This window comes from Helicobacter pylori SA213A, assembly GCF_000476275.1.
Classification (GTDB): Bacteria; Campylobacterota; Campylobacteria; order Campylobacterales; family Helicobacteraceae; genus Helicobacter; species Helicobacter pylori_CL.
Window position 1 is genome coordinate 80,959 of record NZ_CBOM010000005.1, and the last position, 13,400, is coordinate 94,358.

The 13,400-nt window shown below is 38.7% G+C and carries 11 protein-coding genes and 3 pseudogenes; 3 read left to right on the forward strand and 11 right to left on the reverse strand.

Features of this window, described 5'->3' with window-relative positions:
• Positions 1-148 precede the first annotated feature (148 nt).
• Positions 149-2,234, forward strand: a pseudogene (gene sabA / locus QT74_RS03200) (Hop family adhesin SabA/HopD).
• Positions 2,235-2,350: 116 nt separating this feature from the next.
• On the opposite strand, the gene QT74_RS03205 reads toward sabA, so the two are convergent.
• The 4 genes from QT74_RS03205 to gap are packed head-to-tail and all read right to left on the reverse strand — an operon-like array spanning position 2,351 to position 6,274.
• Positions 2,351-3,079: a TerC family protein gene (locus tag QT74_RS03205; protein WP_033764582.1), complete on the reverse strand. Its 729-nt coding sequence runs from the start codon at positions 3,077-3,079 to the stop codon at positions 2,351-2,353.
• Positions 3,080-3,085: 6 nt separating this feature from the next.
• Positions 3,086-4,042, reverse strand: coding sequence for a magnesium/cobalt transporter CorA (gene corA / locus QT74_RS03210; RefSeq protein WP_000248511.1), 957 nt, complete (start codon positions 4,040-4,042; stop codon positions 3,086-3,088).
• Positions 4,043-4,057: 15 nt separating this feature from the next.
• A complete protein-coding gene (locus tag QT74_RS03215) occupies positions 4,058-5,266 on the reverse strand; it encodes a phosphoglycerate kinase (protein WP_033764585.1) in 1,209 nt (402 codons plus the stop codon).
• A gap of 15 nt (positions 5,267-5,281) precedes the next feature.
• Positions 5,282-6,274, reverse strand: a complete 993-nt coding sequence (gene gap / locus QT74_RS03220; protein WP_033764589.1) for a type I glyceraldehyde-3-phosphate dehydrogenase — start codon at positions 6,272-6,274, stop codon at positions 5,282-5,284.
• Between the two features lie 239 nt (positions 6,275-6,513).
• On the opposite strand from gap, the gene QT74_RS03225 reads away from it, so the two are divergent.
• Both QT74_RS03225 and QT74_RS03235 read left to right on the forward strand, forming a co-directional pair.
• Complete coding sequence (locus QT74_RS03225; RefSeq protein WP_229261566.1) at positions 6,514-7,182, forward strand: toll/interleukin-1 receptor domain-containing protein; 669 nt, start codon at positions 6,514-6,516, stop codon at positions 7,180-7,182.
• Positions 7,179-8,438 carry a hypothetical protein gene (locus QT74_RS03235; RefSeq protein WP_080247158.1) on the forward strand — a complete coding sequence of 420 codons (1,260 nt, stop codon included), beginning with the start codon at positions 7,179-7,181 and terminating at the stop codon, positions 8,436-8,438. Before QT74_RS03225 ends, QT74_RS03235 begins: the two co-directional genes overlap by 4 nt.
• Before the next feature lie 152 nt (positions 8,439-8,590).
• On the opposite strand, the gene ung is transcribed toward QT74_RS03235, so the two are convergent.
• The 7 genes and pseudogenes from ung to QT74_RS03265 all read right to left on the reverse strand — a co-directional run.
• Complete coding sequence (gene ung / locus QT74_RS03240; RefSeq protein WP_033764591.1) at positions 8,591-9,292, reverse strand: uracil-DNA glycosylase; 702 nt, start codon at positions 9,290-9,292, stop codon at positions 8,591-8,593.
• Complete coding sequence (locus QT74_RS03245) at positions 9,289-10,002, reverse strand: 1-acyl-sn-glycerol-3-phosphate acyltransferase (RefSeq protein WP_033764593.1); 714 nt, start codon at positions 10,000-10,002, stop codon at positions 9,289-9,291. The genes ung and QT74_RS03245 overlap by 4 nt, the downstream gene beginning before the upstream one ends.
• Complete coding sequence (locus QT74_RS03250; protein ID WP_033764595.1) at positions 9,989-11,104, reverse strand: SH3 domain-containing protein; 1,116 nt, start codon at positions 11,102-11,104, stop codon at positions 9,989-9,991. Before QT74_RS03250 ends, QT74_RS03245 begins: the two co-directional genes overlap by 14 nt.
• A 62-nt stretch (positions 11,105-11,166) precedes the next feature.
• On the reverse strand, positions 11,167-12,531 hold the full coding sequence (locus tag QT74_RS03255) for a S41 family peptidase (RefSeq protein WP_001865295.1): 1,365 nt from the start codon (positions 12,529-12,531) through the stop codon (positions 11,167-11,169).
• 110 nt (positions 12,532-12,641) lie between these two features.
• Positions 12,642-12,767 (reverse strand): annotated as a pseudogene (locus tag QT74_RS08670) (DNA methyltransferase); the annotation flags it as partial.
• Positions 12,757-13,204, reverse strand: a pseudogene (locus QT74_RS03260) (HpyAIV family type II restriction enzyme); the annotation flags it as partial. The pseudogenes QT74_RS08670 and QT74_RS03260, both read right to left, overlap by 11 nt.
• 43 nt (positions 13,205-13,247) lie before the next feature.
• A partial coding sequence (locus QT74_RS03265; RefSeq protein ID WP_033764598.1) for an EcoRI family type II restriction endonuclease occupies positions 13,248-13,400 on the reverse strand: 153 nt, incomplete at its 5' end.

Consider the following 13,400-nt stretch of genomic DNA (forward strand, 5'->3'; position numbering starts at 1 on the left):
TTAGGCCAAAACCCCTATTTTTCGCAATTTACAAAAAAAAAAACAAAATCTCTAAAATTTAGAGCTAGAATTAGCCATAAAATTCCATTTATTGCTTATAATATGAAATCTCTTTGTATCAAAGAAAAATCTATTAAAAGGAGAAAACATGAAAATCAAAAAATCCCTCTTACTCTCTTTCTCTCATGCTCTCATTATCAAGGGCTGAAGACGACGGATTTTACATGAGTGTGGGCTATCAGATCGGTGAAGCGGTTCAACAAGTGAAAAACACTGGAGCCTTGCAAAATCTTGCAGACAGATACGATAACTTAAGCAACCTTTTAAACCAATACAATTACTTAAATTCCTTAGTCAATCTAGCCAGCACGCCGAGCGCAATCACGGGTGCGATTGATAATTTAAACTCAAGCGCCATTAACCTCACTAGCGCTACCACCACTTCCCCAGCCTATCAAGCTGTGGCTTTAGCGCTCAATGCCGCTGTGGGCATGTGGCAAGTCATAGCTTTTGGGATCAGTTGCGGCCCTGGCCCCAATCTTGGCCCAGAACATTTAGAAAATGGGGGCGTTCGATCGTTTGACAACACGCCAAACTACAGCTACAACACCGGTAGCGGAACGACCACCACCACTTGTAATGGAGCCAGTAATGTAGGACCAAATGGTATCCTATCTAGCAGCGAATACCAGGTTCTCAATACCGCTTATCAAACTATCCAAACCGCTTTAAACCAAAATCAAGGAGGCGGGATGCCTGCCTTGAATAGCTCCAAAAATATGGTAGTCAATATCAATCAAACTTTCACAAGAAACCCCACCACAGAATACACTTACCCCGATGGGAATGGCAATTATTATTCAGGCGGATCATCAATCCCAATCCAGCTAAAGATTAGTAGCGTCAATGACGCTGAAAACCTTTTGCAACAAGCCGCTACTATCATCAATGTCCTTACCACCCAAAACCCGCATGTGAATGGTGGCGGTGGGGCATGGGGTTTTAGCGGCAAGACCGGGACTGTGATGGATATTTTTGGCGATAGTTTTAACGCTATTAGCGAGATGATTAAAAACGCTCAAACAGCCCTAGAAAAAACCAAACAGCTTAACGCTAATGAAAACACCCAAATCACGCAACCAGACAATTTCAACCCCTACACTTCCAAAGACAAAGGGTTCGCAAAAGAAATGCTCAATAGAGCTAACGCTCAAGCAGAGATTTTAGGTTTAGCCCAACAAGTAGCGGACAATTTCCACAGCATTCAAGGGCCTATCCAACAAGATCTAGAAGAATGCACCGCAGGATCGGCTGGTGTGATTAACGACAACACTTATGGTTCAGGTTGCGCGTTTGTGAAGGAAACTTTAAACTCTTTGGAGCAACACACCGCTTATTATGGCAATCAGGTCAATCAAGAGAAAGCTTTAGCTCAAACCATTTTGAATTTTAAAGAAGCCCTTAACACCCTGAATAAAGACTCAACAGCGATCAATAGCGGTATCTCCAACTTGCCTAACGCCAAGTCTCTTCAAAACATGACGCATGCCGCTCAAAACCCTAATTCCCCAGAAGGTTTGCTCACTTATTCTTTGGATACCAACAAATACAACCAACTCCAAGCCATCACGCAAGAACTAGGCAAAAACCCTTTCAGGCGCTTTGGCATGATCAGTTCTCAAACCAATAACGGCGCGATGAATGGGATCGGTATTCAGGTGGGTTACAAACAATTCTTTGGCCAAAAAAGAAGGTGCGGGTTAAGGTATTACGGCTTTTTTGACTACAACCATGCGTTTATTAAATCCAGCTTCTTCAACTCCGCTTCTGATGTGTGGACTTATGGGGTGGGAATGGATGCGCTTTATAACTTCATCAACGATAAAAACACCAACTTTTTAGGCAAAAATAACAAGCTTTCTGTGGGGCTTTTTGGTGGTTTTGCACTAGCTGGGACTTCGTGGCTTAATTCTGAATTCGTGAATTTGAACATGGTGGGTAGTATCTATAGCGCTAAGATGAATGTGGCTAATTTCCAATTTCTATTCAATTTAGGCTTGAGGATGAATCTCGCTAGGCCTAAGAAAAAAGACAGCGATCATGCCGCTCAGCATGGCATGGAATTGGGCGTGAAAATCCCCACCATTAACACGGATTATTACTCTTTCATGGGGGCTGAACTCAAATACCGAAGGCTCTATAGCGTGTATCTCAATTATGTGTTTGCTTACTAGGTGGCACAAATCCTCTTTTTAAGGGGGTTTCATTGCGAAATGCCCCTATGCGCTTATGAGTTTTGATTAAAATTTAGTTGTTCATAAAAGCATGAAAGCCTTTTAAAAAACGCTTTTTAATTTTTTTTCATTTTCTTTTCTATGAAAATGTTCAAGCATTCTATGAGCAAGGCAAAACCAATACCCGCATACAAATAATTTTTATCAACATGCAAATGCAAGCCTTCTAAAAACAAAAACACGCCCACAACGAGCAAAAACACAAAGGCTAAAGTTTTGATGCGATAATGCCTTTCAATAAAATCGCCAACGATTTTGGAAAAAAACATCATCACGATTACAGATAAAATAATAGCAAGCGCCATGACTTCTAGGTGTTTAGCGATCCCAATAGCCGTGATCACGGAGTCTAAAGAAAAGACAATGTCTAAAAACATGATTTCTATTAAAGTGATGAAAAAGCCAAACGCTTTTTCTTGGTGTTTTTCTTTAGGGTAGATCTGCTCTTTTAATTCCACTAACGCTTTAAAAGCCAAAAACGCCCCCCCTACAAGCAGCACCACATCACGCCATGAAAAGCTCATGCCCGCTATAGTGAATAAAGGCTTTTGCAAATGGCTGATAAAAAACAAGCTCCCTAAAAGCCCTATACGAGCGATCATCGCTAGGCCCAAGCCTAAAATCATGGCTTTATTTTGCTGGTGTTTGGGGAGTTTATAGACCATCACCGTGATAAAAATGATGTTATCAATCCCTAAAACGATCTCTAAAAGCGTGAGCGTAGCCAAGGAGACTATGCCATGCGGTGTAGAAAGAGCGTCTAAGAGTGAGGATAAAAATTCCATAAAAGGCTACAACCAGCCTTTCTTTTTAAAATAGAGCACAGGCAAAATCGTAGAAATCGCCATGACAATCAACGCGAAAAGATACCCGTATTGCCATTCTAACTCCGGCATGAATTTAAAATTCATGCCATAAATCGTGCCAATCAAAGTAGGGGGCATCATCGCCATAGTCGCTACAGTGAAGAGTTTGATGATTTTATTTTGCTCAACATTGACTTGAGAAGCGAACAGGTTTTGAATGTTATCAAGCGAGTTGAGATTGACCGTTGTAGACTCCACCAAAGAGCTAAAATCGGTTAAAATGATATTTAAATTATTTTTCGTATCGCTATCCACTTTATTGCTCCTTAGTAATGCGGTGATAATGCGCCGTTTGTCAAAAAAAGAATCCCTTAAAGCCACATTAAATTCTTGCAAATTGGACAAGCGCACTAAAATATCATCATGCGTAGAAGTTTCTTTGAAAATGATGTTTTTGCGCAACAGGCTCGTTTGTTTGTTGATCCACTCCAAACATTCCACGCCTTTTTCAAAATACACTTCAAAGATTTTGGTTAGAATATCAAACCCGTCTTCAAATTTTTTAGGGCTAGCCAAAACCTTTTTTTGGATAGAATCAAAAATCTCTAAAGTCCCGTAATAAATCGTGAAAAGAATGTTATTAGACAAAATAAAGGTCGCCATTTCCGTGTGGAAAGTCTCATTTTCATCCTGATTGGTGAAAAAAGCGTTGATCGTAACGCTGGAGCTGTCTTCCCAGTATTTGGTAACTGATGAGACTCGTTGGGAATGGTCTGTGTTGTAGTGGATAGCGTATTCTTGGCTTAGAGTGGCTAATTCATTGGGCGTGGGGTTGATTAATTCAAACCATAAAACTTCATTTTCCTCTATATCAAAACCATTAAAATCATTAAAGCGTTTTTTAATGACAAATTTTTGCTGTTTGAAAAACACGTTCACCATAAGCGATCCTTAGAGTTAATGGCGTTTATCCAAAACCTCAAAACAAGGTAAAATTTTGCCCTCTAACAATTCCAAGCTCGCTCCCCCACCGGTGGAAATAAAACTCATGTTATCCTTTTCGCCCGCGCGGTTGATCGCATCAATGGTATCGCCCCCCCCAATGAGCGAGAAAGCGTAAGTGTCAGCGATTTTGTGGGCTAAAAAGGTTGTGCCTCTGGCGAATTCTTGTTTTTCATGCACGCCTAAGGGGCCATTCCATAGGATCGTGGGCGCGCTCTCTATGACTTCAGAAAATAATTTCACGCTCGCGGGCCCTATATCAGCGATCTTGTGTTTAGGCTCAATGTCTTGGACGGGTGAAATTTTGATGTGTTTGGGGTTGAGAATGTCATCAGTGGTTACAGCGTCTATAGGCAAATAGACTTTGACTTTTTTTTCTTTGGCGCTTTTTAACAATTCTAGGGCGTCATTGATTAGAGCGTCTTCTACAGAAGAATCTTGCACATCATAGCCTAAGGCTTTTAAGAAGGTGTTACTCATCGCCCCGGCAATGATGAGCTTGTCAATGAGATCTAAAATGTTTTTTAACAAGGTGAGTTTGGAGCTGACCTTAGCCCCCCCTACAATCAACAATAAAGGGCGTAAAGGGTGGTTAAACGCTTGATAAAACGAATCAATTTCTTTTTTGAGTAAAAACCCGCTCACTTTAACAGGGGCGAATTGCGCCGTGCCATAAGTGCTGGCATGCTTTCTGTGGCTCGTGCCAAAAGCGTCATTCACAAACACATCGCACAAGCTCGCTAAATCTTTAGCCAAATTTTCATCATTTTCTTCTTCGCCTTTTAAAAAGCGGATATTTTCTAAAAGAAAAATCCTTGTGGGTGCGTTTTCGCTTAGGGCTTGCTTGAGTTGTGCGATATTTTGAGAAAAAACCACTTCATGATTTAAGAGTCTTTCAAGGCGTTTTAAAAAGGGTTTCAAGCTCAATTTTTCTTCAACCCCTTTAGGGCGGCCCAAGTGGCTCACTAAAATAATATCTTTAGCCTTGTTGTCAATACAATATTGGATGGTGGGCAAGCTCTCTCTAATGCGCGTATCATCAGTAATATTCAAATTTTCATCTAAAGGCACGTTAAAATCCACTCTAATAAGCACCCTTTTATGGCTCACTTCCACTTCTTGAATGTTTTTAACGTTTTGCATAAACGACATTTTAGCTAACATGAAAAATCCTTTCTTTTAATTTTGTGCTATATATTGCGCCATGTCTATCAAGCGCTCGCTATAACCCATCTCATTATCATACCATGCCAATACTTTAGCATTTTTTTCGCCTATTGTCATGATTTGATCATCAATCACGATCGCGCTAAAAGGCGAAGAAATAAAATCGCTTGAAACGAGCCTTTCTTCATCAATGCTTACAACCCCTTTAAAGGCATGCTTACAAGCGTCTTTAAGCGCATGCTGAAGGCTTGCTTTACTCACGGATTTTTTAAAATTTAAAGACAGATCCACTAAGCTCACATTAGGGGTAGGCACTCTAATCGCAAGGCCTGTAACTTTAGGGCCTAAATGCGGTAAGACTAGCGAAATGGCTTTGCTCACGCCGGTGCTTGTGGGGATGAGATTTAAACCAGCCGCTCTAGCACGGCGGATGTCCTTGTGCTTGGTGTCTAAAAGGTTTTGATCGTTAGTGTAGCTGTGAATGGTGGTTAAAAGCGCGTTTTCTACTTTAAAGGCTTCATCTAAGATTTTTAATAAAGGAGCGCTAGCATTAGTCGTACAAGAGGCGTTAGAAATCACGCTTTCGTTATGGTAATGGGTGTGATTCACCCCATAGACAAAGGTGGGTGTATTTTGCGCGGGAGCGGAAATGATGACTTTTTTCACGCTGTTTTTAAGATGAGCGCTTGAAGCTTCTAAGGAATTGAATTTCCCGGTGCATTCTATGATGATTTCTGCGTTAGCGGCAGAAAAATCAAGCTTGTTAATGTCTCGCTCGCTCAACACTAAAATATTTTTACTATGCCCGATATTTAGGGTTCTATTGGCGTTTAATTGGGCTTCAAAATGCCCATGCACGCTGTCATGACGGATTAAATGCAAAAGAGTTTCTAATTCAGCGGTAGAATTGATAGCTACAATTTCTATATCTTTTCTTTGACTAGCGACTCTTATAGCGCACAAACCAATGCGCCCAGTCCCATTGATAGCGATTTTAATTGGCATGTTTTCCCTTTATTTAAAAATTGCTATTTTATCACAAATGCTTTTAAATAAAGGCATTTGGCTCTGTTAATCAAATATGAATAAGCCCCTAAAATGTTTTAGAGTTCTGCTTAAGCTAAGTCTAAGTCTACTAAACTGAAGGCATTTGAGAGGAAACTTAAAAATTTGTATTTGATAATGTTTTTGGAGAAAAGTAAATGGAAAAGAGCGATAACAAACATAGCGACAACAAACAAAGAATGCGTGAAATTCTAAAAAAATCTCTTAATGATGATAATACTATCAATGCTAAAATCTTAAAAGAAGAGTGTTTTAACACTTCTTTAAGTAAAGATAAGCCTTGGATTTTCATCTCTCATTCCCACAAAGATAATCAAATTGTTTTAGATCTTAAAGAAGAGCTAGAAAAGGACAATGATTTTAAGGTGTTTGCAGATAACCTGTTTTGGAGTGTCACTCTTAAAGATGTTAAAGAAAGTATTTTAGAGGTTTTTAAAGATAAGATAAGCGAGCAAGAGCTAGAAAGACACTTGTCTTCTCTTATGGCAATTTGTTTAGTAGAAATTATCCAACAATGCCGTGTCTATATTGTAATCAAGGACAATAGTATGACCCAAAATAACAAAATTGAGTCTAATTGGATTTATTATGAATTGGAGATGATAAAAACATTACTTCCCAAGCTTGTCGCTTCTTTTGAATCAAAAAGTAGTGAAAAGGTTTTGCTATATGAAAGCGAACTAGAAAAACTGGAAACCTACCATAACATGCAAAATTTAAAAAAGGCTTTAAAAAACCTTATAACTCCATTTAATGATGGTTATGAAGAGACCACTCTATTAGAATGCTCGCCCAATTACAAGCCATTTATAGCTTACGAACCAAACGACACAAAGGAGCAAGCATGAAAATAAGCTTTAAAGCATTGGGGGTGTTAAGCCTAGCGTTAGCGCCTTTATTTGGAGGTGCACCTATTGATGTGCATAAACAAATAGATAGTCATTTTGATAAATACACTTATAATATTGAAGAACAAACCTATCTTAAAATCTCGTCTAATGTAGATGATATTGTCATCCAAAATATTGAGCTTAATAGAGGGAATTGCAAAAGCGAGATGCATAGCAACACGAGTTTAAAAAGCTATGAAAGTAAAAGAAAGAATATTATGCTACAAATTGAAAACATGAAAGAAAAGATGAAAAGAGAAGAGACGCAAACATACGACGGTTCAGAGATAAGAATGTATATGGAACAAACGAAAGACACTATTAAAACCAACGAAAATTTCCAAAAACAACTCAGTGCTATCAATACTTTTGATGAATTGGTAGATAGAATAAACAATGACACCGCTAGCCCTCGTTTTCCAGATCTTGATTTGGACTCTGGTACGGATTCTACTAATGATTATGATGGTAACGGGCCTAAAGGGCCTGAAGATAAAAAAATTTATTCCTTGAGACTTTTTGAAGAACATCTAAAATATTTTTTTGCAGGGGATTTTAGCGACGATAAAGGGGGGCGTGAATTTATAAACGATATAACAAGCAGGATAAAACCTGTAGGAACGGAAAAAGGGTATATTTGTAGCAACACAAATATATACATCTCTCTTTCCTCCGTTTCAGAAAGTTGCACAGACAAATACTACCTTGATGATTATGTCAAAAGCGTTGTGGGAGATGAGGATTACAACAAGCTTACTAGTCGGGAATTTTGGGAAACAAAAGAATGGTCAAAAGAAGAAATAGATAAATTCAAGCAAGATTCGGATCCTTTATATCAAAAAATACAGAAAAAAATACTGACAGCCTATCTTCAAGAATATAAAGATTTCACTTTAAATCAATCAAATGCAATTCTTAAAGAGGCACGAACAGAACTTTCTAAACTCCGCAAAATATACCAGCAAGAACAGCAAAAATACCAAAAAGAACACCAACAAAAAATCCAACAAAAACAACAAGAAAGTCTAAAAGAGCAAAAAGAACTCACTCAAAAACTCGCTCAAGTGGAACAAAAAATCAAAAGAATGAAAGAACAAGGCAATACCATAGAAATCCCCTTAAAATTTGGCGAAGTCTTTAAAACCAGAGCTTGTAGCAACCTTAAAGAAGCTAAGATAAAAACCAACAAAGGCGCTTATACTTTCAGCTTTTAATCAAACGATAATTTATTAAGGCGGTCTTGGGAGGTTAGGAGGTTTTAGTTGAGGGTTGTAGGGTGAGAGTTATTTCAAAATATCCCCCTATCCCTTAAAAAAATAAAACTAAGGTTTGAGTTTTAATATTTGATTAAAGCAGAGTTTTTTATTCACAAACTGAAATCAAAATCCTTATGATAAACCTCTCTATAAGCTTTTTGAACGCTTGTAAAAACCCCACTCCCTAAAAACCCCCTAGATAAGGGGCTAGGGTGAGGGGCTGTGATGATGATATGCTTATTAGGGGGAATTAGCGCGATCTTTTTTTGGGCGACTTTCCCTAATAACACCACGATTAAAGGAGCGGTCGTTTTAAAAAGGCGCATCAGTATTTGATCGCTAAAAGCTTCCCAGCCAATATATTGGTGCGAAGCGGCCTTATTTTTTTCCACGCTTAAAATGGCGTTCAATAATAGCATGCCCCTTTTAGCCCATGCGCTCAAATCCCCATAACAAGGCACAGGCACGCCTAAATTCGCATGCAATTCTTTAAAAATATTTTTTAAGCTTGGAGGGATGGGGGCGTTTTTTTCCACGCTAAAGCTTAAGCCCATCGCCACCGGCAATTCTTGATCATTTTTTAGGTAGGTGGAATGGTAGGGGTCTTGCCCTAAAAGAATGATTTTAACCGCGCTAGGGGGCGTTAGATTGAGCGCATAAAACAGATTAGAGCTTTTGGGGAAAATGGTTTTAGGGCCTTTTAGAGCCTCTAGGTAGCGTTTTTCTATTTCTAAAAAATAAGGCTTTTTAAATTCGCTTTGCAAAAACTCCCGCCAAGCCAAGCTTAAAGGAGCGTAGTCAAAAAGCTTCATGCGTTTAATTCATGGTAGTGTTTTAAATACTCTTTTTGCATGCGCTCTTCTAATTCTTCATACCAGGTGGGCGAGTTAAAATCAGGCGTATAGCTTTCTAGCATGACTAAACGGGTGCGGGCTTTATAGGCTTCTAGGGGTTTGGAATTAAAGATTTTAATGGAATTGATTAACACCATGGGTTGGATTTTGAGTTGGAATTTTTCAGCGATAATCTTAGCCCCTTGCTTGAAAGGGAGGAATTTTTCTCCTCCTTTGCCCCTAGTGCCTTCAGGGAAAATCACTAAAGGGCGGTTTTGGTCTAGCTTTTCCTTACACGCTTTCAAAAGGCTCACAATCCCCTTTTTATCCTCTCTGTCAATTAAAATCATTCCGGTATCCGTTAAGGCATGCCCATAAAAAGGGATTTCGCCCAGCTCTTTTTTAGCGATCCAGCAAATATTACTGGGGTGGTAGGCTTCTAAATAAATGATGTCTAGTAAGCTTTGATGGTTTAAAACAACGAGTTTAGCGTCCGTATCAAAAGCGCCTATTTTTTCTAAATGAACCCCGGTGAGCGTGAAAAAACACGCGCAAGTTTTACGGCTGGAGCGGGCGTTATTGTTTTTGCGGTTAAAATAATTGAAAACAATGATAACGGCTAGTCCTATAGCGATCACTAAAGCCCTATAAATCGCTCTTAAACGATTGGATTTTTTATTTGACTTCATCTTTTTTGACCCATCCTATTTGTTCATGCGGCGTTAGGATTTTGTAATAATCATCATGCGAGCCTAAGATTTTAATCGGCATTTCATCTTTAGAAAGCCCTAAAATGGTGGAATTTTGCGTGGGCAGAATGCGGATTTTTTTATGAGCGAGCAATAGGGCTGATTTTTGCGTGAATAAAAGGTGATACAAAACAAACCCTAAGCACAAAATCCCAAGCCCTAAAAAAATGAGTTTGCGCCCAAAAATGAAAAACAACACCAAGAAAAACACGCACAGAGCGAGCAGTGCCACGTTAGAAAAGACTAAAAAATTGTTTTTAGGGATGAGATCGCTTTGAATACCGGTAGTGTCTTGAGTGGGAATGGTTGAAAAAGATAAGGTTTTAAATTGCTTATTTGAAAGCGAGAAATAATCAAAAGAAAGGTTTTGAAGGGTTTTAGGCAACACGCAATAATAAAAAACGCTCCCTTCTTTAGCCTTGATCTGATTTAAAGAGGCGTTATCAAACCCTTGTTTTAGCGCTTCTTTGATGTGAAAATCTTCCCAAGTGGCTTCTTTGAACGCTATTTCCATCACCAAAATATTGTTTTTATCGTCATAATCTTTGGTTTTGTATTGCACAACTTGTAAATCTTTGGCCATGACATTCGCATAACGAGGGTTTTTGGATAAATCCGTTACTTGCAAAGTAACTTTTGGGGCTATGGAATGATCGATGTATTTGTCTTTATTGGAAAACGCGCTCACTTCTAAGGACGGAATAATCGCTTTTACGCCCTTAATCTTGTAATAATAAGTCGCTCTGAAAAGCTCTTTTTCCACCTTTTTCCATTTAGGCATCTTGTTTAAAAGCTCAATTTGGGTTTTATCCAACCCGTCCTTGATTTTGGCTTCCAAAAACTCAGCGTCAAACAGCAATAAATCATAAGTTACGCCTATAATTTGACCGATATAAACCGGGTTGTTTTCTAAATCTTCTAATTGGGGGATTTTCACATAAACCACTTTAGCCTTGATTTCTTCTGGTTCATTAGCGTTCTCGGCAACCAAAAAGCCTGCCAAAAAGCTTAAAATCAAGCTAACGATTGTGATGGTTTTCATTGAAAACGCCTAAAAATTAAAACATGGTTTTATCATTCTTCAAATAAAAACCCCATGAGTTTTTATTTCTTCTTAGGCGCTTTTTCATCCATTTTCTCATCCACGATAGACCATGTTTTCAAGCTGTCAATAGCGGTTTTTAGCTGAATATCAGCGTTGATCATTTTAGGAGTAACCTCTTTTTCCTCTTCGTTTTTCTTGTCTTTATCCGCCTCTTTGGAATTAGGGGTTTTGTCATCAATCTTTTTAAGCTCTTGCTCTAAATGGTGTTTTAGATCCGCTTCTTTCAAGCTGAATTTATTTTCATTTTCTGGCACTTTACCCGGATAAATCACAATATCAGGCGTGATCCCCTTAGCTTGAATGGTGCGCCCGCTCGGCAAATAGTAGCGCGCGGTCGTGATTTTAATGGCTTCGTCTTTATTGACAGGGAGCAGCATTTGCACGCTTCCCTTACCAAAGGTTTTTTCACCGATAATCACGGCCCGTTTGTGATCTTGCAGTGCCCCTGCGACGATCTCGCTCGCGCTCGCTGAACCGCCATTGACTAACACCGCAATAGGCAAATTGGTATAAGGGGCTCTGCCGTTAGCCTTGTATTCTAAATTTTCTTCTTTGTTTTTGCCTTTTTGAGAGACTAAAACCCCCTCTTTAATGAAGAGGTTAGACAAGCCTACTGCTTGGTTTAATAACCCTCCAGGATTGCCCCTTAAATCCAACACGATCCCTTTAGCCTTAGGGTTAGCTTTTAAGCCGTCTAAAACCGATTTGGTAACATTCTTGTCAAAACCACTCACTCTCACATACAGATAAGGGGTTTCTTTAATCTTTTTCACATAGACAGAGGGGAGTTTAATGATGTCTCTAATGATGTTAAACACCAAGGGTTTTGGCTCGTTTTTTCTCACAATGGTGATCTGAATAGGGGTCTTTGGCTTGCCGCGCATGAGGTTGATCGCATCATCAATGCTCATGCTCAGCGTGCTTTCGTTATTGATTTTTAGAATGTTATCGCCTGATTTAACCCCAGCCTTGTAAGCGGGAGTGCCTTCTAAGGGAGCAATAACGGTCAAAACGCCATCGCGCATGCCCACCGTGATCCCAAGCCCCCCAAATTCGCCCTCGGTTTGGGCTTGAAATTCCTTAAACTTCTTTTCATTCAAATACGCTGAATGTGCGTCCAAATTAGAGAGCAAGCCCTCAATCGCTTTAGTCATGATCTCAGAAATACTGATTTTATCCACATATTTTTTTTCAATTTCTGAAACCACATTAGAGAAACGACTGAACGCTTCCACCCTTTTAGCCGCTAATTCTTGCGGATCTTCTTTAACCGGCTTGACCGGCTTTTTTTCCTTGACTTCACCACCATGCAAACTCACAGCAAGAGAAATCGCTAACAACCCTTTAAAAAGTCGTTTTGTCATTGTTAATAGCACCACCCATTTTTGAGATTAGAAAGAATCACCTTTAAGGTTTTATTCAATTTTTTGCGTTTATTCTATCTAAAATTTAGATAACATGCCCATTCATTCACTCATTTTGAGCCTAAACGATACAACAAAAACGCATAACTCCCCGATCCATTCACATGCAAATCGCAAAGCATGCTCGTTACAAAAACATTAGAAATAGGGCTTACTTTAGAGCCTCTATCGCAAAGGCAATAACCTTGCTGCTAACTTTGACGCTAATTGCTGATAGATTGTTTTATTTTGTTGTCTAAAATGCTCTACTAACATTTTTAAAACTTTTTGTTCTGGGAATAAAATTAACACAAGATTGAAAATTCCATCATTGTCCAAAAGCTTTCTATAAACGCTTAGCGCTAAATCTTTGATTTCTTTAAAGCTCTCTAAAGGATTTTCATCAAAGTTCAAACTGGGCAAATCAGGTAAAATTTCACGCCGCTAAATGGTTTAAAACCTCATCCCAAACTTGCAAGATATTAAGTTTTTCAAACAACTCCTTACCATAACACAAGTTCAAAGGCACGCCATAACCAACAGATAATTTTTGCAATTCCTCTTTATAATAATTTTGATTTTTATTCAAACTCTCATCTATAAAATAAAAATAGCCTTGAATGTTTTCGCCGTGAAATTCATCGCTTTTAAGTTGCTTGGCTTTTTGCAATATTTGATTAGTCGCTTTTCTTGACATTGTTTTTACCAACAATTTGATTAAAAAGTGAACTACCTAAGACTTTAAGAGAAGTTCTAGCTACTTCAAGCATGATTTCAAACATTTTATTTAAATCCCATCTTTGTCCATCTCCTTGCGTGTAAATAGAGGT